The sequence below is a fragment of the Nocardioides sp. DN36 genome (genome assembly GCF_055380375.1).
This window is the reverse complement of sequence record NZ_AP043823.1, coordinates 2,372,212-2,390,384: the sequence shown is the minus strand read 5'-3', so window position 1 is coordinate 2,390,384 and position 18,173 is coordinate 2,372,212. Positions and strand designations below refer to the sequence as shown.

17 protein-coding genes are annotated in these 18,173 nt (G+C 73.4%); 10 read left to right on the top strand and 7 right to left on the bottom strand.

Annotated elements, in window-relative coordinates; translation table 11 throughout:
* The first annotated feature begins 187 nt into the window (after window positions 1-187).
* Genes ACZ43H_RS12340 through ACZ43H_RS12320 form a run of 5 tightly spaced genes read left to right on the top strand, consistent with a single transcriptional unit; the run spans window position 188 to window position 5,685 of the window.
* The gene (locus ACZ43H_RS12340; RefSeq protein ID WP_464590710.1) at window positions 188-1,261 is read left to right on the top strand and encodes a hypothetical protein; all 1,074 of its coding nucleotides are present in this window, start codon (window positions 188-190) and stop codon (window positions 1,259-1,261) included.
* Window positions 1,261-2,184, top strand: coding sequence for a hypothetical protein (locus tag ACZ43H_RS12335; protein WP_464590708.1), 924 nt, complete (start codon window positions 1,261-1,263; stop codon window positions 2,182-2,184). Before ACZ43H_RS12340 ends, ACZ43H_RS12335 begins: the two co-directional genes overlap by 1 nt.
* Complete coding sequence (locus ACZ43H_RS12330; protein WP_464590707.1) at window positions 2,181-3,290, top strand: energy-coupling factor transporter transmembrane component T; 1,110 nt, start codon at window positions 2,181-2,183, stop codon at window positions 3,288-3,290. Before ACZ43H_RS12335 ends, ACZ43H_RS12330 begins: the two co-directional genes overlap by 4 nt.
* Window positions 3,287-4,864, top strand: coding sequence for an ABC transporter ATP-binding protein (locus ACZ43H_RS12325; RefSeq protein WP_464590705.1), 1,578 nt, complete (start codon window positions 3,287-3,289; stop codon window positions 4,862-4,864). Before ACZ43H_RS12330 ends, ACZ43H_RS12325 begins: the two co-directional genes overlap by 4 nt.
* Window positions 4,861-5,685 carry an ECF transporter S component gene (locus tag ACZ43H_RS12320; protein WP_464590703.1) on the top strand — a complete coding sequence of 275 codons (825 nt, stop codon included), beginning with the start codon at window positions 4,861-4,863 and terminating at the stop codon, window positions 5,683-5,685. The genes ACZ43H_RS12325 and ACZ43H_RS12320 overlap by 4 nt, the downstream gene beginning before the upstream one ends.
* Here ACZ43H_RS12320 and ACZ43H_RS12315 read toward each other — a convergent pair.
* The 5 genes from ACZ43H_RS12315 to ACZ43H_RS12295 form a co-directional block, all read right to left on the bottom strand.
* Window positions 5,682-6,098, bottom strand: coding sequence for a hypothetical protein (locus ACZ43H_RS12315; protein WP_464590701.1), 417 nt, complete (start codon window positions 6,096-6,098; stop codon window positions 5,682-5,684). The two genes, ACZ43H_RS12320 and ACZ43H_RS12315, sit on opposite strands and share 4 nt — an antisense overlap.
* Window positions 6,099-6,225: 127 nt before the next feature.
* Window positions 6,226-7,401 carry a PQQ-dependent sugar dehydrogenase gene (locus ACZ43H_RS12310; protein ID WP_464590700.1) on the bottom strand — a complete coding sequence of 392 codons (1,176 nt, stop codon included), beginning with the start codon at window positions 7,399-7,401 and terminating at the stop codon, window positions 6,226-6,228.
* A gap of 1 nt (window position 7,402) precedes the next feature.
* The gene (locus tag ACZ43H_RS12305) at window positions 7,403-8,317 is read right to left on the bottom strand and encodes an alpha/beta fold hydrolase (RefSeq protein WP_464590698.1); all 915 of its coding nucleotides are present in this window, start codon (window positions 8,315-8,317) and stop codon (window positions 7,403-7,405) included.
* 92 nt (window positions 8,318-8,409) lie between these two features.
* Window positions 8,410-8,652 carry a hypothetical protein gene (locus ACZ43H_RS12300; protein ID WP_464590696.1) on the bottom strand — a complete coding sequence of 81 codons (243 nt, stop codon included), beginning with the start codon at window positions 8,650-8,652 and terminating at the stop codon, window positions 8,410-8,412.
* Between the two features lie 106 nt (window positions 8,653-8,758).
* Window positions 8,759-9,610 carry an EamA family transporter gene (locus ACZ43H_RS12295; protein ID WP_464590694.1) on the bottom strand — a complete coding sequence of 284 codons (852 nt, stop codon included), beginning with the start codon at window positions 9,608-9,610 and terminating at the stop codon, window positions 8,759-8,761.
* A 76-nt stretch (window positions 9,611-9,686) separates the two neighbouring features.
* Here ACZ43H_RS12295 and ACZ43H_RS12290 point away from each other — a divergent pair, with 76 nt between their 5' ends.
* Window positions 9,687-10,769, top strand: a complete 1,083-nt coding sequence (locus ACZ43H_RS12290; protein ID WP_464590692.1) for a WD40/YVTN/BNR-like repeat-containing protein — start codon at window positions 9,687-9,689, stop codon at window positions 10,767-10,769.
* Window positions 10,770-10,836: 67 nt separating this feature from the next.
* On the opposite strand, the gene ACZ43H_RS12285 is transcribed toward ACZ43H_RS12290, so the two are convergent.
* On the bottom strand, window positions 10,837-12,507 hold the full coding sequence (locus ACZ43H_RS12285) for an APC family permease (RefSeq protein ID WP_464590690.1): 1,671 nt from the start codon (window positions 12,505-12,507) through the stop codon (window positions 10,837-10,839).
* A 116-nt stretch (window positions 12,508-12,623) separates the two neighbouring features.
* On the opposite strand from ACZ43H_RS12285, the gene ACZ43H_RS12280 reads away from it, so the two are divergent.
* The 4 genes from ACZ43H_RS12280 to ACZ43H_RS12265 all read left to right on the top strand — a co-directional run bounded on the left by ACZ43H_RS12280 (window position 12,624) and on the right by ACZ43H_RS12265 (window position 17,119).
* A complete protein-coding gene (locus tag ACZ43H_RS12280) occupies window positions 12,624-13,082 on the top strand; it encodes an SRPBCC family protein (protein ID WP_464590688.1) in 459 nt (152 codons plus the stop codon).
* A gap of 95 nt (window positions 13,083-13,177) precedes the next feature.
* Window positions 13,178-14,884 carry a dihydroxy-acid dehydratase gene (ilvD, locus tag ACZ43H_RS12275; RefSeq protein ID WP_464590686.1) on the top strand — a complete coding sequence of 569 codons (1,707 nt, stop codon included), beginning with the start codon at window positions 13,178-13,180 and terminating at the stop codon, window positions 14,882-14,884.
* A 44-nt stretch (window positions 14,885-14,928) separates the two neighbouring features.
* On the top strand, window positions 14,929-15,915 hold the full coding sequence (locus ACZ43H_RS12270) for an FUSC family protein (protein ID WP_464590684.1): 987 nt from the start codon (window positions 14,929-14,931) through the stop codon (window positions 15,913-15,915).
* Window positions 15,908-17,119, top strand: a complete 1,212-nt coding sequence (locus ACZ43H_RS12265; RefSeq protein ID WP_464590682.1) for a kynureninase — start codon at window positions 15,908-15,910, stop codon at window positions 17,117-17,119. The genes ACZ43H_RS12270 and ACZ43H_RS12265 overlap by 8 nt, the downstream gene beginning before the upstream one ends.
* Here the strand turns inward: ACZ43H_RS12265 and ACZ43H_RS12260 are convergent.
* Window positions 17,011-18,018, bottom strand: coding sequence for a DMT family transporter (locus tag ACZ43H_RS12260; protein WP_464590680.1), 1,008 nt, complete (start codon window positions 18,016-18,018; stop codon window positions 17,011-17,013). The genes ACZ43H_RS12265 and ACZ43H_RS12260 overlap by 109 nt on opposite strands.
* Between the last annotated feature and the right edge of the window lie 155 nt (window positions 18,019-18,173).

Here is an 18,173-nt window from a genome sequence, read left to right as displayed (position 1 = left end):
AGCCGGTCGAAGTCCGGCGCTGACCCGCAACCGTAGGCCGTCCCGCACCTGCCCCGGCAGGATCGGGACTGCGAGCCGGAGCACCCGCTGCGACGCGTCCTGATCACACGCTGTCGAGGAAAGCAGCGGGTGGCGCCCGGGCCGTCGGCCTCGGTTCCTGCCCGCTCAGCAGCGGGAAGGAAACACCATGCGTCACCTCCACCGTCCGGCCGCCGTCCTGGCCGCCGGCGCTCTCATCGCCACCACGATCGCCGGTGCCGCCCAGGCGGCTCCCGCCGACCGGAGCGGCCAGTGGCTCGACCGCCAGCTGACCGACGGGCTCGTCCACAACGACCAGTACGACTTCGACGACTACGGCCTGACCGCCGACACCGCGTTCGCGCTCGAGGCCCTCGGCGGCCACCGCACGGCCGTCAAGCAGGTCCGCAAGGCGCTCGCCGGGAACGTCGACGCCTGGACGACCTTCGGCGACGAGGTCTACGCCGGCTCGGTGGCCAAGGCCCTCGTGCTGGCCGAGTCGACCGGCGCCGACCCGCGCTCGTACGGCGGCGTCGACCTGGTCAAGCGGCTGGCCGCCCGGGTCAGCAGCAGCAAGCCCACGGTCGGGCGGATCCAGGACAAGGCCCAGACCGACTACGCCAACACCATCGGCCAGGCGCTCGCGGCCCGGGGGCTCAGCAAGGCCGGTTCCGGCAAGGCGGACGAGGCCGTCCGGTTCCTGCTGAAGCAGCAGTGCAGCGCGGGCTACTTCCGGCTGAACTTCGCCGCGCCGGCCAAGAAGGACCAGAGCTGCGACGCGGGCAAGCGGGCCACGAGCAGCGCCCCGGACACCGACGTGACGGCGCTGGCGGTGCTGAACCTGCGGGCCACGCCGCACAAGACGAAGGCCGTGCGGTCCTCCATCAAGGCGGCCGTGGCCTGGTTGAGGCGGCACCAGAAGGACAACGGCAGCTTCGGCGGCGGGCCGGCGACCGAGGCCAGCAACGCCAACAGCACCGGCCTCGCCGGCTGGGCGCTGGCCGAGGCGGGCGCCTGCAAGCCCGCGGCCGAGGCTGCCGCGTGGGTGAAGCGACTGCAGGTCTCGGGTGACGTCTCCGGCACCCCGTTCGCGGGTGAGAGGGGTGCGATCGCCTACGACCGCGCCGCGTTCAAGGCTGCCAAGAGCGACGGCATCGGCGACGCGCAGCGCGACCAGTGGCGCCGGGCGACCTCGCAGGCCGCCCCGGCCCTGGCCTACCTCCGGGTCGAGAACTGCCGCTGATGCGCGCGCTCGTCGCCCGCCTCGCCGCCGCGGTCGTGCTGACCGCGGCGGTGGGGCTCGTCGTACCCGCCGCCCCCGCGGTGGCCGCCGCATGCCCCGACGCCGACGGTGTGACCGTGGTCGTGGACTACCACGAGCTCGGGGGAGGGCTGCAGCAGGTCTGCGACACCGGTGGCGCCGGCAAGGACGCCGCGCAGCAGCTCACCGAGTCCGGCTTCACGCTGACCCGCGTGCAGCAGCAGCCCGGCTTCGTCTGCCGCGTCGACGGCCTCCCGACGCAGGACGACGAGTCCTGCGTCCGCACGCCCCCCGCCGACGCGTACTGGGGCCTGTGGTGGTCCGACGGGACCTCCGGCACCTGGACCTACGCCACCGAGGGCGTGGACTCGCTCGAGGTCCCCGAAGGTGGCTACGTCGCCCTGTCGTGGAACGGCAGCTCCACCAAGTCCCCGCCGGGGGCCACCCCGAGGGCGCACAGGAGCAGCTCGCCGAGCCCGACGCCGCACCCCACGTCCCACCCCACGACCAGCGGCGGTGGCCCCGGTCCCGGCACCGGGGGCAGCAGCAGCCCGGCCGGCGGCGCGACCGACGCCGGCTCCCCGTCGACGTCCCCCTCGACGGCTCCGTCTGCCTCGGGTTCGACGGCCCCGGGCGACCAGAAGACGAAGCAGAAGCCCGGCAAGCGCCCGGGCAAGGCGGACGCCGCGGACAAGAAGAAGCACTCCCGGGGCCCGAGCGACGAGGCGTCGCCCTCCCCGGAGGACAGTGCGTCTCCGAGCCCCGCCTCGGCGACCTCGGACCCGCCCGGGACCGATGCCGGTGGCCTCCCGTCGTGGGTGGCCCCGGCCGCCATCGGCCTGCTCTTCGCCGCCGCTGCAGGCACGGCCGTCGTGCGCCGCAGACGGGGGGCCTCCGGGTCGTGAGCTCCCGACTCCCGCGCGACCTGCACCCCGTGGCCTGGTGGCTGTGGGCCATCGGCCTGGCCACGGCCGCCTCGCTGACCACCAACCCGTTGGTGCTGCTGCTCCTGGTGGCGGTGGCGACGGTCGTGGTGGTCGCGCGGCGGTCGGACCAGCCGTGGGCGCGGTCCTTCCGGCTCTACGTCGGGATGGCCGTGGTGATCGTGGTCGTGCGGGTGGCCTTCCGGCTCGTCTTCGGGGGCGGGTACGCCGGCACCGTGCTGCTCGACCTGCCGGAGGTGCCCCTACCTGACTGGGTCGCGGGCATCACCCTGCTGGGGCCGGTGACCCTGGAGTCGCTGCTCGCCGGGCTGTACGACGGACTCCGCCTCGGCACCATCGTGGTCTGCGTCGGCGCGGCCAACTCGCTGGCGAATCCCAAGCGGCTGCTCCGCTCCGTGCCGCCGGCGCTCTACGAGATCGGCACCGCGCTGGTCGTCGCGGTCTCGGTGCTGCCGCAGCTCGCCGACAGCGCGCGGCGGGTGCGCGCCGCCCAGAGCCTCCGGGCCGGGGACACCAGCCGCGTCGGCCGGCTGCGTCGGTTCCTGGTGCCGGTCCTCGAGGACGCGCTCGAGCGCTCCCTGGCGCTCGCCGCCGGGATGGACGCCCGCGGCTACGGCCGCACCGGCGGCCTCTCGGCCGGGCGCCGGCGGCTGACCGGCGCGCTGATGCTGGCCGGCCTCGGGGGCATCTGCGTCGGCGTCTACGCGGTGCTCGACCGGACCGCCCCGCGCTACCTCGCGCTCCCCATGCTCGTCGCCGGGACGCTCGCCGCCGTCGTGGGCCTGCTGAGCGCCGGCCGCCGGGTCGAGCGGTCCCGCTACCGGCCCGACCCGTGGGAGTGGCCGGAGCTCGCCGTCGTCGGCGCGGGCGTGGTCACCGGCGCGCTCGGCTGGTGGGTGGCGAGGAACCAGGTGCCGCTCGCGTTCCCCGACCTCACGTCGTTCCCCCAGGTCAGCGCGGTCTCGCTGCTGGCGGTCGCGGTCGCTCTCGGCGGCGGTCTCTGCGCGCCGCCGCCCACCACGCCGTACGTCGCGCCGCGACCCGTCCCGCAGGAGGTGGCGGCATGATCGAGCTGCGCGGCATCCGGTTCGCCTACGACGACGCGCCCGTGCTCGACGGCGTCGACCTCACCATCGACGAGGGCGAGCTGGTCCTCGTGTCGGGGCCGACCGGCGTCGGCAAGTCGACGCTGCTGGGGGTCGTGACCGGGCTGGTCCCACGGTTCAGCGGCGGCCGTCTCGACGGTGACGTGCTGCTGGACGGCGAGAGCGTCGTGGGCCGGCCACCGCGCGAGCGCGCGCACGTCGTCGGCTACGTCGGCCAGGACCCGGCCGCCGGTTTCGTGACCGACACGGTGGAGGAGGAGCTGGCCTACGGCATGGAGCAGCTCGGGCTGCCGCCGGAGACGATGCGCCGCCGGGTCGAGGAGACGCTCGACCTGCTCGGCATCGCGGACCTGCGCCACCGGGCGCTGCGCACCCTCTCGGGGGGACAGCAGCAGCGGGTCGCGATCGGCTCCGTGCTGACCATGCACCCTCGGCTGCTGGTGCTCGACGAGCCGACGTCCGCCCTCGACCCCACCGCGGCCGAGGACGTGCTCGCCACCCTGACCCGGCTGGTGCACGACCTCGGGGTGTCTGTCCTCCTGGCCGAGCACCGCCTCGAGCGCGTGGTGCCGTTCGTGGACCGGATGTGCCTGATGACCGGGGACGGCACCGTGCGGGTGGGGGACCCGGTCGACCTGCTCGCCGACTCGCCGGTGGTGCCGCCGATCGTGGAGCTCGGCCGCGCGGCCGGCTGGCACCCGCTGCCGCTCAGCGTGCGTGACGCGCGGCGCCGGGCCCGCGGCCTCGGCGACCGGCTCGGCACGCCGCCCCCGACGCCCGAGATCGCCACCGAGCCCGGCCTGCAGGCCCGGGGGGTGACCGTGGTGCACGGCCCGACCGTGGCGCTGCGCGACGTCGACGTCGCCCTCCCGGGGCGCCGCGTCACCGCCCTGATGGGGCGCAACGGCTCCGGCAAGTCCTCGCTGCTGTGGGCGCTGCAGGGCAGCGGCCGCCGTCACTCCGGGGACGTGCGGGTCGGGGCGCTGGACCCGGCTCGTCTCGACGCTGCCGGGCGTCGTTCACTGGTCGGGTTGGTGCCGCAGAGCGCTGCGGACCTGCTTTACCTCGAGACCGTCGGGGAGGAGTGCGCCGCGGCCGACGGCGGCACCGGCGAGTGTCGCCGGATCCTGGACCGGTTGGTGCCGGGGATCCCGGACGACCACCACCCCCGCGACCTCTCCGAGGGGCAGCGGCTCTCGCTCGCGCTGGCCCTCGTGCTCGCGACCCGGCCCGACGTCGTGCTCCTCGACGAGCCGACCCGGGGCCTGGACTACGCCGCCAAGCACGTGCTGGCCGGGATCCTGCGCGACCTCGCCGGCGACGGCCACGCCGTGCTGGTGGCCACCCACGACGTCGAGTTCGTGGCCCAGGCCGCCGACGACGTGGTGGTCCTCGCCGACGGCGAGGTCGTCTCCTCCGGGCCGGTACGCCGCGTGGTCGCCGAGTCACCCGCGTTCGCCCCGCAGGTCACCAAGGTCCTCGGCGCCCCGTGGCTGCGCGTCGACGAGGTCGTCGCCGCGCTGGACGCGTCATGAGCCGCCCCGCCGTCGCGCTCGCCCCCCGGTCCGCCGTGGTGCTCGCCGTCGCCTCGCTCGCCGGCCTGATGATGCTCGCCTGGCCGCTGCTGGTGAGGGTCCCCGACCACGCGCGCGTGGATCCGCCGTTCCTCTTCCTGGCGCTGCTGCCGGTCGTGATCGCGGTGGTGCTCGCCGAGGTGAGCGAGGGCGGCATGGACCCACGGGTCCTGGCGGTGCTGGGCGTCCTCAGCGCGATCAACGCGCTGCTGCGCGGGCTCTCGGCGGGCGTGGCCGGCGTGGAGCTGGTGTTCTTCCTGCTGATCCTGGCCGGCCGCGTCTTCGGGCCCGGCTTCGGCTTCGTGCTCGGCTGCACGTCGCTGTTCGCCTCGGCGCTGATGACGGCCGGCGTGGGGCCCTGGCTGCCGTTCCAGATGCTCGTCTCGGCGTGGGTCGGGATGGGGGCCGGACTGCTCCCGCGCCGGGTGACCGGCCGGGCCGAGATCCTGATGCTCGTGGTGTACGGCGTCTTCGCGGCGTACGCCTTCGGCCTGCTGATGAACCTCTCCAGCTGGCCCTTCACCCTCGGCATCGAGGTGCCCGGTCACGAGGGCTCGCTGTCGTTCGTCCCCGGCGACCCGGTGTGGGAGAACCTGCAGCGCTTCGGTGTCTACACGCTGCTGACCTCCACGGGCAGCTGGGACACCGGCCGCGCGATCACCAACTCGGTCGCGCTCGTGGTGCTCGGCCCGGCGGTGCTGACCACGCTGCGCCGGGCGTCGCGCCGGGCCACGGTCACCGGCACGGTGGGGACCCGCGCGCCGAGCCGGACGGCGGGCTAGAGCCGACCCTGCTTGCGCCTGATGCGGGGGTCCTCGTCGGTCCACGGCGTCCAGTGCACGGCGACACCACGGGAGCGCAGCTCCTCGACGGCCGCGTTGATCCCCTCGGCGGCGCGCCTGGCCGGTGCGCTCTGGTGGGGGTTCCTGGCGGTCGAGATCGTGATCGACGACTCGTGCGCCCGGACCTCCAGCTCGGTGCGGTAGGCGGTCTCACCGGCGAGCATCCAGGCCCAGCGCCAGTAGCGCGCGCGGAAGCCGTCGGAGGAGCTGTCCCGGGTCCGGAAGTCGTGGGCGTGGAGGGTGCGGGCGAGCACCTCGAGCGCCTGCTCGCGGGGTCCGCCGACCCGCAGCTCGATCTGGGGCCGGAGCATGGTGCTCGGCCACTTCGGGACGACGTCGTGCACCGAGGTCACTGCAGTCATCGTGTGCGGTCCGCGTCGCGGCTCCTGGCCCGCTGCGCCTCGACGACCACCATCTCGTCCCCCCTGGCCTGTGCTGCGGTGCTGCCTACCTGCAGGAACCTGCCCAGATCCGGCATGGTCAAACAGGGTCGACGAGGAGGATCCGGTCGTCACCGGCGACCGGGGCGCCCCGGCCGTCGCGGTTGCTGGTCGTCACCCAGAGCCGACCGTCGGGCGCGACCACGACGGTGCGCATCCGGCCGTACCTCCCGACGAAGAAGTCCGTGGGGTCGGTGGCCCTGGGGCCGCTGACGTCGATGCGCCACAGCCGCTCACCGCGCAGCGAGCCGAGCCAGAGGTGGCCGTCGGTGAACGCCAGCCCGGACGGCGAGGCGACCTCCGGGTCCCAGACGACCTGCGGATCGGTGAGCCCGTCGCGGCCGCCGCGCCCCTCGACCATCGGCCAGCCGTAGTTGTTGCCGGGCTCGATCAGGTTGAGCTCGTCGAAGGTGTCCTGGCCGAACTCCGAGGCCCACAGCCGGTCGCGGTCGTCGAAGGCGAGGCCCTGCACGTTGCGGTGCCCGTAGGACCAGACCGGCGAGCCGGGGAAGGGGTTGCCGGGGGCGGGGTCGCCGTCGGGGGTGATCCGCAGGATCTTGCCCGCCAGGGAGCTCTTGTCCTGGGCGAGGCTGCCGACCCCCGTCTCGCCGGTCGAGGCGTAGAGGTAGCCGTCGGGGCCGAACACGAGCCGGCCGCCGTCGTGGATGAAGCCGTTCGGGATGCCGTCGAGGACGACCTCGAGCGGCCCCAGACGACCACGTTCGTAGGTCGTGCGCACGATCCGGTTGTCGACCGCGGTGGTGAGGTAGAGGAACAGCGTGCGGTCGCTGCGGAAGTCGGGGGACACCGCGACGCCGAGCAGCCCGGACTCGCCGGCGTCACCGGGCCCGACCGGGTCGTCGAGCGTGTCGACGACCTCGACCCGGTGCCCGGGGCCGTGGATGCGCAGCACCCGTCGGGTGTCCCGCTCGGTGACGATCGCGTCGCCGTCGGGCAGGAAGCCGATGCCCCACGGCACGCTGAGGCCGGTGGCGATGGTGCCCACGACGCGCGGCGGCCGCGCCGGCCGGGGCGTTGACGGGGACTCGGACGACGGCCCCCGCGACGACCGGCCCTCGGACGACGCTCCGCCCGTCGGCGCCGGGGTCGCGGTCACGGTCCGGTCCGGGCTCGCGGTCTGGTCGTCGGAGCACCCTGCGAGGACGCACGCCGCGAGCAGGCACCCCGCGAGGGACGACGCCGCGCGCGTCCGCACGTCAGCCCACCCGCTCCAGGAAGGCGCGCAGCAGGTCGTGGACCCGGTCGGGGTGCTCCATCTGCAGGAAGTGGCTGCCCCGGATCTCGACGTACGTCGCGTCGGCGAGCCGCTCGGCCGCGGTGGCCATGTGCCGGGCACCGGCGAGCACGTCGAAGGTGCCGGCCACCAGCACGACCGGGACCCGGACCTGGCTGAGCGGGACCCGGGCGTGCTCGGAGGTGCGCAGCGCGAGGTGGAAGTACCACTCGACCGGGGTCTTGAGGAACTCCGCGACCGCGAGCGCGGCCAGCTCGGGATCGGGCACGGGGAACATGAAGCCGGTGCGGGAGAGCACGGCGATGCCGCGGGGACCCACCGGGAGCCGCGAGGCGACGGGCGTGAGCAGCCTGCCGCCGAGCTTGAGCACCCGGGAGAGGCCGACCGTGACCGCGCGGGCGGCGAAGCGGGGGAGCAGGAACGGGCCGAGCATCGTGGAGAAGGTGTCGCCCGGGACGCCCGCGACCGCGAAGAGCCCGGTGACCCGCTCGGGGTGGGCGAGCGCGAGCTCGAACATCGTGTTGACGCCCATCGACCAGCCGACGAGCACCGCACGGTCGATGTCGAAGTGGTCCATGACCGAGAGCCCGTCCTCGACGAACTCCTCGATGCCGACCCGGTCGGGGTCGGCGGGGCGGTCGGAGCCGCCGGTGCCCCGGTGGTTCCACGAGACGACGCGGACGCCGCAGTCGGGGCTCAGCAGCGCCGGCCATGTCCACGGGCTGGTGCCGAGGCCGTTGCAGAGCACCACGGTGGGTCCGTCGATGACGCCGTCCGGGTCGTTGGTCCAGGCGCTCAGCCGGGTCCCGTCGTCGGAGAGCACGTCGTGGAAGCCGACCTGGGTCGCGGGTACCGAGCGGGTGGCGGGGACGGGCATGCGCCCGATTGTGCCCCAGCGTCGACGTCCGACGCGGGAGGAGTGGCTGAGCTCACCGGGTCTTCCCAGGGAGGAGAGAGCGCCCGGTGAGCTCAGCCGTTCGCAGCCCTGCGGGCTGCCTCCTCCGCGACCGAGCCCCCGCCGAGAGCGGCGAGGAACTCCTCGACCTCGTCGAGCTCCGCACGCCGTTGTGCGAGTGCCGTGGAGGCGATCAGGGCGTTGCGTCGAGCCCGCTGCTGGGACTCGACGGGCCAGCTCAGCACGGCGCTCGCCAGACGGTGGGCCGGCTGCGTGAGCGGCGACAGCGGCTGGGTCAGCAGTGCGGTGGTGAACATGAGCGGCTCCCCGTGACGTGGTCGTGCCTCCACGCTAGGAGCCGTGCGCGTCACCGGCGTCAACGTCGTGTGACGGCTGCGTGAACTCCGCCACGAGGTGGACGGCTCAGTCCGGGACGGGTTCGGTGATGGCGCGTCCGCTGCGGGTCGCCCCGACGCTCGCGACCACCACGCAGGCCATCGCGACCCACTGCACCGGCTCGAGGAACTCACCGAGCACCACGATGCCGGCGAGCGCGGCAGCCGCCGGCTCGAGGCTCATCAGGATGCTGAACACCGCGGGGCTCAGCGAGCGCAGGGCGACGAGCTCGCAGCTGTAGGGGATGACCGAGCTGAGCAGGCCGACCAGCGCGCCCAGCAGCACCACCCGTCCGTCCGCGAGGTCGGAGCGACCGGCGCCCAGCGCCAGCGGGGTGAGCAGCAGGGTGGCCACGACGCTGGCCACCGCCAGCCCGTCGAGGCCGGGCCACCGGCGTCCGGTCTGCGCGCTCAGCAGGATGTACGTCGCCCAGGCGACGCCGGCGAGCAGCGCGAACAGCACGCCCGCCAGGGTGACGTGGCCGCGCTCGAGGCCGAGCAGGGCCACCCCCAGCGCCGCCAGGCCGACCCAGACCAGGTCGCGCACGCGCCGGGAGCCGAGCACCGCCAGCGCGAGCGGGCCCACGAACTCGACGGTGACCGCGATGCCGAGGGGGATCCGGGCGAAGGACTGGTAGATCGCCCAGTTCATGACCCCGAGGCTGGCTCCGAACCCTGCGACGACCAGCCAGTCACGGCTCGTGCGCCGCAGCGCCGGGCGGGCGATGGCGACCAGCACGACCGCGCTGGTGACCAGCCGCAGCCAGACGATCAGCGTGGGGGAGACCTCGTCGAAGAGGCTCTTGGCGACGCCCGCGCCGAACTGCACCGACAGGATCCCGACCAGCACCAGCCAGACCGGTGAAATCCGAGATGTCACCGGGTCAATGTAGGTGTCGGCGGCGCATGCTGTGATCAACGGGGTCAGGGGCGCGCCGCGCGAAGGGAGCAGTTGCATGGACACAGTGCTGTTGGTCGGCACCCGCAAGGGCCTGTGGATCGGATCGTCCGACGAGGGGCGCGAGGAGTGGCACTTCACCGGTCCCCACTTCGACATGGAGGAGGTCTACTCCTGCATGGTCGACACCCGTGGCGACCGGGCGCGGCTGCTCGTCGGCACCTCCAGTCCGTGGCTCGGGCCCCAGGTGCGTCGCTCCGACGACCTCGGCGCCTCCTGGGAGGAGACACCGGGTGGTGCGATCCGCTTCCCCGAGGGCTCCGACGCGAAGGTCGAGCGGGTGTGGCAGCTCGTCCCCGGCGCCGAGCCCGACGTGGTGTACGCCGGCACCGAGCCGGGCGCCGTCTGGCGCTCGACCGACGGAGGGGCGAGCTTCGCCCTCGAGCAGGCGCTCTGGGACCACCCGCACCGTCCCCAGTGGAACGCCGGCTTCGGCGGCCAGGCCTTCCACACGGTGCTCCCGCACCCGGGCGACCCGGCCTCGGTGACGGCCGCGCTCTCGACCGGCGGGGTCTACCAGACGGCCGACGGGGGCGCCTCGTGGGAGCCGCGCAACCAGGGGATCCGCGCGGAGTTCCTGCCCGAGGGGCAGCAGTACCCCGAGTTCGGCCAGTGCGTGCACAAGGTCGCCCGGCACCCCGAGCGGCCCGAGCGGCTCTTCCTGCAGAACCACGGCGGCGTCTACCGCTCCGACGACCACGGCGGCTCGTGGCAGTCCATCGCAGACGGGCTGCCGGCCGACTTCGGCTTCCCGATCGTGGTCCACCCGCACGATCCCGACACCGTCTACGTCTTCCCGATCAACGGCGGCGACGGACGCTACCCACCGCAGGCCAAGGCACGGGTCTGGCGCTCGCGCGACGCCGGGCAGACGTGGGAGGAGCTCGGCAAGGGACTCCCCGACGGGTTCTACGTCGCGGTGATGCGCGACGCCATGTGCACCGACGGCCACGAGCAGGCGGGCCTCTACTTCGGTGCCCGCAACGGCGCGGTCTGGGGCTCGGCCGACGGCGGCGAGACCTGGCGCAACGTGGTCAGCGACCTGCCCGACGTGATGTGCGTGCGGGCCGCAGCAGTCTGACCCGGGACGACAGACCCGCCCCGGCAAGGGCCGGGGCGGGTCTGGTCTGCACGTGCGGCGGCTCGGGTCAGTGCGAGCCCTCGAGCTCCTCGTCCTCGAGCGCGGCCTCGGCGCGGGTGTTCTCGATGTGGCGCTCCATCTCCCCGGTGGGGAGGCAGAACTTCATCGCCAGCGCGTAGATCGCGAGCGAGAACACGAGGATCAGCGGGACCGAGGTCTGGAACGTCAGGATGTTCAGGTTCCCGGCGGCCGGCTCGGGGTAGTTGCCGATCCAGGAGAGCAGCACCAGGCCGCCCAGCCAGGGGAGGACCCAGCTCGCGCCGGCAGCGAAGTCGAGCTCGGGCACGTCGTTGCCGAGCACCTTGTAGATCGGCAGCAGCACGAAGCCGATCGCCACGGCGACGCCCAGCTTCCAGACGATGTCCCAGCCGGACCAGTAGACGATCATGTTCGAGGCCCAGAAGGCGAGCACCGGGATCACGTGGCCGCCCGGGACCCGGAACGGCCGCTCGGCGTTCGGCAGCTGGCGGCGCAGCGCCCCCAGCACCAGCGGGCCCGAGGCGAACGAGAGCACCGTGGCCGAGGTGATGAAGCCGACCAGCTGCTGCCAGCTGGGGAACGGCAGGAACACGATGAGGCCCACGAAGAAGGTGACGATCAGCGAGATCATCGGGACACCGCGGTCGGTGGTGCGGGCCAGCGCCTGCGGGGCGTTGCGGTTCTTGGCCATCGCGTAGGAGATGCGCGAGGTCGTGGTCGTGTAGATCAGGCCGGTGTCGCCGGGGGAGACGATCGCGTCGGCGTACAGCAGGACCGCCAGCCAGCCGAGCCCGAGGGCGGTCGCGACCGCAGCGAGCGGACCGAAGTCGCCGCTGAACGAGAGCGCCGACCAGCTGCCGGACTTCTCCAGGTTGGCCGGGTCCAGGGCGCCGATGAAGGCGACCTGCAGGGCGATGTAGATCAGGCCGGTGATCAGCACCGAGCCGACGACCGCGATCGGGACGTTGCGACGCGGGTTGTCGGTCTCGCCCGCGAACTCGATGCCCTGGCGGAAGCCGAGGTAGGAGAACACGACGCCCGACGTCGCGATGGCGGTGAAGACGCCGTGCCAGCCCGAGGGCATGAACCCGTGGCTGGTGAAGTTCTCGCCGTGCACCGCGCTCAGCAGGAACGCCGCGATGACGACCAGGATGATGAAGACCTTCCAGCCGACCAGGGCGTTGTTGACCCGCGCGAACCAGCGGACGCCGAAGAAGTTCACGACGACGAAGAGGGCCATCAGGATCACGGCGCTCACGTAGCCGAGCCCGGTGAGCGTGTAGACGGTCTCGCCGGCGACCGTGTGCGCCGCGGTGAACGGGGCGTACTTCGTGGCGTACTGCAGCGCCGCCTCGACCTCGATGGGGGCCGTGGTCGCCACCGCCACCCAGGTGATCCAGCCGGCGGAGTAGCTCGCGAACGATCCGAACGCCAGGTGGGGGAAGCGGACGACACCACCGGACAGGGGGAACATCGTCCCGAGCTCGGCGTACACCAGGGCGATCAGCAGGATCATCACGCCGCCGAGGGCCCAGGAGATGATCGCCGCGGGTCCGGCCGCGACGGACGCGTTCAGCGCGCCGAACAGCCAGCCGGAGCCGATGATCGAGCCGACGCTGGCGAACAGCAGCCCGACCACGCCGACATGACGTTTGAGATCGGTCTGTTCCGCCGATCTGGATTGGGTGTCCGTGGACATGTGCACCATCTCTTTTCCACCGGGGGTCGGACATGGTCCGGCGAAATCGGCCGAACACTTTCCGATACCCGTCGTGTGACGTGGCAAACCCTCGGCGGAGGCGCGAGGATGCCGCCATGAGCCACTTCGAGGTCGTCCGTTCGACACAGGTCCAGGCCGACCCGGCGCGGGTGCACGCGCTGGTCGACGACTTCCACGCATGGACCGCCTGGTCACCCTGGGAGGGGCTGGACCCGGACCTGCGCCGCACCTACTCCGGGCCGGAATCCGGCGTGGGAGCCCACTACGCGTGGGCCGGCAACCGCAAGGCGGGCGAGGGCAGCATGGAGATCACGTCGTCGACGCCGGAGGCGATCGGGATCAAGCTGGCCTTCCTCAAGCCGTGGGCGGCCACGAACGACGTCACGTTCAGCTTCGTGCCCACCGGGTCCGGCACCGAGGTGACCTGGCGGATGGACGGCGAGCACCGCGGCTTCGGCAGGGTGCTCGCGAAGGTCGTGCCCATGGACAGGCTGGTCGGCAAGGACTTCGAGAAGGGGCTGGCCCGGCTCAGGGCCGTCGCCGAGTCCGCCTGAGCCGCGCCTCGTGGCGGTGGGAGCCGACTGACGCACCTTCTCGGCGTACGAGCCTGGGCCCGGCGGTGCCCCCGACCCGGACTAGGCTCCACGGCATGACCGACGAGCGCGCCCAGGACGGACAGATCGACATCAAGCCCCGCTCCCGCGACGTCACCGACGGCCTCGAGAAGGCGGCCGCCCGCGGCATGCTGCGCGCGGTCGGCATGGGGGACGAGGACTTCGCCAAGCCGCAGATCGGTGTCGCGTCGAGCTGGAACGAGATCACCCCCTGCAACCTCTCGCTCGACCGGCTCGCCAAGGCCGTGAAGAACGGCGTGCACGCGGCCGGTGGCTACCCGCTCGAGTTCGGCACGATCTCGGTCTCCGACGGCATCTCCATGGGCCACGAGGGAATGCACTTCTCCCTGGTGTCGCGCGAGGTCATCGCGGACTCGGTCGAGACGGTGATGATGGCCGAGCGGCTCGACGGATCGGTCCTGCTCGCCGGCTGCGACAAGTCGCTACCGGGCATGCTGATGGCGGCCGCGCGGCTCGACCTGGCCAGCGTGTTCCTCTACGCCGGGTCGATCATGCCGGGGCAGGTCGACGGCCACGACGTCACGATCATCGACGCCTTCGAGGCGGTCGGCGCCTGCCTGGCCGGGAAGATCAGCCGTGAGGAGGTCGACCGCATCGAGCGCGCGATCTGCCCGGGCGAGGGCGCCTGCGGTGGCATGTACACCGCCAACACCATGGCCGCGGTGGGCGAGGCGCTCGGCATGTCCCTGCCCGGTTCGGCCGCGCCGCCGGCCGTCGACCGGCGCCGGGACGGCTTCGCACACCGGTCCGGGGAGGCGGTCGTGGAGATGCTGCGTCGCGGCATCACCGCCCGCCAGATCATGACCAAGGAGGCGTTCGAGAACGCCATCACCGTCGTCATGGCCCTCGGCGGCTCCACCAACGCGGTCCTGCACCTGCTCGCGATCGCCCGCGAGGCCGAGGTCGACCTGACCCTCGACGACTTCAACCGGATCGGCGACAAGGTCCCGCACCTCGGCGACCTCAAGCCGTTCGGGAAGTACGTCATGAACGACGTCGACAAGGTCGGCGGCATCCCGATGGTGATGAAGGCGCTGCTCGATGCCGGCCTCATGCACGGCGACTGCCTCACCGTCACCGGGCGCACGATGCGCGAGAACCTCGAGGCGCTGGCCCCGCCGGCCGTCGACGACGACGTCATCCGCAAGCTCGATCGACCCATCCACAAGACCGGCGGCCTGACCATCCTCAAGGGGACGCTGGCGCCGGAGGGCGCGGTGGTGAAGTCCGCCGGTTTCGACGAGTCGGTCTTCACCGGCACCGCCCGGGTCTTCGACGGCGAGCGGGCCGCGATGGACGCCCTGGCCGCCGGCCAGATCACCGCCGGTGACGTGGTGGTCATCCGCTACGAGGGCCCCAAGGGCGGTCCCGGGATGCGCGAGATGCTGGCGATCACCGGCGCCATCAAGGGGGCCGGGCTCGGCAAGGACGTGCTGCTGCTCACCGACGGCCGGTTCTCCGGCGGCACCACCGGCCTGTGCGTCGGGCACGTCGCCCCCGAGGCCGTCGACGCCGGCCCGATCGCCTTCGTCCGCGACGGTGACCGCATCACCCTCGACGTCGCCAACCGCCGGCTCGACGTCGAGACCGACGGAGGTGACGACGACTGGGAGGCGCGCAAGCAGGGCTGGGAGCCGCACCCGCCGAAGTACACCCGCGGGGTGCTCGGGAAGTACGCCAAGGTCGTGCAGTCCGCCGCCCACGGCGCGGTCACGAGCTGACCTCCCGGCTGCTCGCGGTCGGCCCGCACGCCGGCGCCCACCGGGTGGCGCTGCGGGCCGGCGTCAGCGTCCTCGTCCCGCTGCTGGCGCTGTGGGCCGTCGGCCGGCAGGAGTGGTCGATCTACGCGGCGTTCGGCGCGTTCACCTCCCTCTACGGTCGCAACCACCTCCACCTGTCCCGGACCCGGATGCAGGCCACCCTGGCGGTGCTGCTGACCTCGGCGACCGCAGCGGGGGTCGTCGTCGGCCTCTCGCCGCACCGCGCCTGGCTGGCCGTGCCTGCCACCGCCCTGGTGGCGACCGGCGGGTCCCTGGTCTCCGACGCCCAGGACTGGCACCCGCCCGGCCCGCTGTTCCTGGTGTTCGCGTTCGCCGCCTGCGCCTCGCTGCCGAGCACCCCCGCTGACGTCCTGGCGGCGCTGGCCGTCGCGGGCGCCTCCGCGGCCTTCTCCGTGCTCGTCGGCGCCGCCGGGGGCTGGTGGCGCAGGGTCCGCACGGGCCCGCCCGCGCCGCGCCCCGTCGTACGACGCAGGGAGTACGCCGAGGTCGCCCGCCGGCACGCTCTGCGCAACGGCCTCGCGGTCCTGGTCGCCGGCTCGATCGCGACCGCCGCCGGGATCGGGCACCCGTACTGGGCGATGGTCTCCGCGGTCGTGCCGCTGGCGGCGCGAGACCTGGGCCACCAGGCCAGCCGCGGCCTGCACCGCGTCGTCGGCACCGGGCTGGGGCTCGCCGTCGCTGCGCTGCTCTTCGAGCTCGACCCCCGCGGCCTGGTGCTCATCGGTGTAATCGTGCTGCTCCAGGTCGCCGCCGAGCTGCTGGTCGGCCGCAACTACGCCCTGGCGCTGGTGGCGGTCACGCCGCTGGCGCTGCTGATGGTGCACGTCGTCGCGCCGACCCCCGCCGGCACGCTGCTGTGGGACCGCGGCGTCGAGACCGTGATCGGCGTCGTGATCGGGCTCGGCGTCGGCTGGCTGACGCGTCGGCCCGCCCGGGAGGGCACCGGTCCGGTAGACATGGCGCGTGACTGATCCCACCGCCGAGCAGCTCGACCGCGACGACCCGCTGGCGTCGTACCGAAACCACTTCGTCGGTGCGGAGGCGCCGCTGGTCTACTTCGACGGGAACTCGCTGGGTCGTCCGCTGCGTGTGACCGGGCCGCGGCTGGCCCGGTTCGTCGAGGAGGAGTGGGGCGGCCGGCTGATCCGAGGGTGGGACGAGCGCTGGTTCGAGCTGCCCCTCGTGATCGGGGACGAGCTCGGGCGGACCTGCCTGGGGGCGGGGCCGGGCCAGACCACGATCGGCGACTCCACGACCGTGCTGCTCTACAAGGCGATGCGCGCCGCGCTGGCGGCCCGGCCGGGACGGACCGAGATCGTGGTCGACCGCGACAACTTCCCGACCGACCGGTTCCTGGCCCAGGGTCTCGAGCGCGAGTGCGGTGTCCGGCTGCGCTGGATCGACGTGGACACGACGGCCGGCGTGACCGCCGAGCAGCTCGCCGGGGCCGTCGGACCGGAGACCGCGCTGGTGCTGCTCAGCCACGTCGCCTACCGCTCGGCCTGGCTCGCCGACCTGCCCGGGCTGACCCGCATCGCCCACGAGGCCGGGGCGCTGGTGCTGTGGGACCTCAGCCACTCGGTGGGATCGGTGCCGCTGCAGCTCGACGCGGCCGAGGTGGACCTGGCCGTGGGCTGCACCTACAAGTACCTCAACGGCGGACCCGGCTCCCCGGCCTTCGTCTACGTCGCCGAGCGCCACCTCGCCGAGCTCACCCAGCCCATCCAGGGCTGGATGGGTGCCGCCGACCCGTTCCTCATGGGCCCCGAGTACGCCCCCGCGGACGGGATCCGACGCTTCCTGTCCGGGACGCCGCCCATCGTCGGGATGCTCGCAGTGCAGGACATGCTGGCGCTCGTCGACGAGGTGGGGATGCCCGCGGTCCGCGACAAGTCGGTGGCCCTGACCGAGTACGCCGTCGCGGTGGCCGACGAGCTGCTCGGACCCGCCGGCGTCACGGTCGCCTCACCCCGGGACCCGAAGCGACGCGGCGGCCACGTGACCCTCAACCACCCGCGGATGCGCGAGGTGACCGCGACGCTGTGGGAGCGCGACGTCATCCCGGACTACCGCGACCCGGACGGGCTCAGGATCGGGCTCTCGCCGCTCTCGACCTCCTTCGCGGAGGTACGCCGCGGGCTCGAGGCGGTCCGCGAGGTGGTCGGGGTGGCCTGAGCGCGCCGGGCCACGAGGTTGCTGGCGACCAGTGCGGCGAGGGTGACGGCGACGCCGAGCAGCTCGCCGGGGTGGGGCGAGTCGCCGCGCAGCGCCTGGATCGTGAACGTCGTCACCGGCACCAGGTTGATGAACAGCACGCCGTCCTGGGCGCCGAGCGCGCGCATGGCGTGGTTCCAGCAGAGCACGGCGACGACGGCGGCCACCAGCGTGACGTAGGCGAGCTGCCACCCCACGGCGGTCACGTCGCCGGGTGACGGCGCGTGCAGCACGCCGGCGGCGCTGAGGGCCACCGCGATCACGACGATCACCACGCTGCCGGCGCCGGCGCTGAGCGCGGTGTAGCGCAGGGGGGACCAGCCGGGCACCGTCGCCGCTCCGGTCGTGTAGACCACCCACGAGGTGGCGCCGAGGAGCACCAGGAGGTCGCCCCACCCGACGCCGCCGTGCAGCACCCGCTCGACGTGCCCGTCGCCGAGCACGAGCGCCACGCCGAGGAGCGCGACGGCGCTGGTCCACCAGGTCGTCGGCCGTGGTGCGACGCCGGTGCGCGCCCACAGGACGAACGCGGTGATGAGCGGCATCGTCGAGACGATGAGCGACGCGGCCTGCGGAGTCGTCCGGGTCAGGCCGACGAAGGCGAGCAGGTTGAAGCCGGCGAAGCCGATGGTGCCGAGCACGGCCACCCGGGGGAGGAGCGGGTCGCGGGCGAACGCCGTACGCCCCTCCACGGCCGCCAGCAGCACGAGGAGGACGGCACTGGCCGTGCCGTAGCGGATCGCGGTGAGCCACACCGGGTCCACGTGCTCGAAGGCCGAGGCGGCGACGGGGAACTGGGCACCCCAGGACAGGGTCGTGACAGCGGCGGCCAGGGCGCCGAGGGAGCGGGGGCTGGGCATCGGATGGCCTTTCGGAGGGGGACTGACCCGCCCAGCGTGGAACCGGTCCCGGTCGTCCGACAGTGGCCCGTGGGACAGCGTCCGCCCGATTCGGGCCAGCTTCGGACAGTTGGCCCGAACCGAGCGACGGATGGCCCGCGGGCCGTGGTCACCGG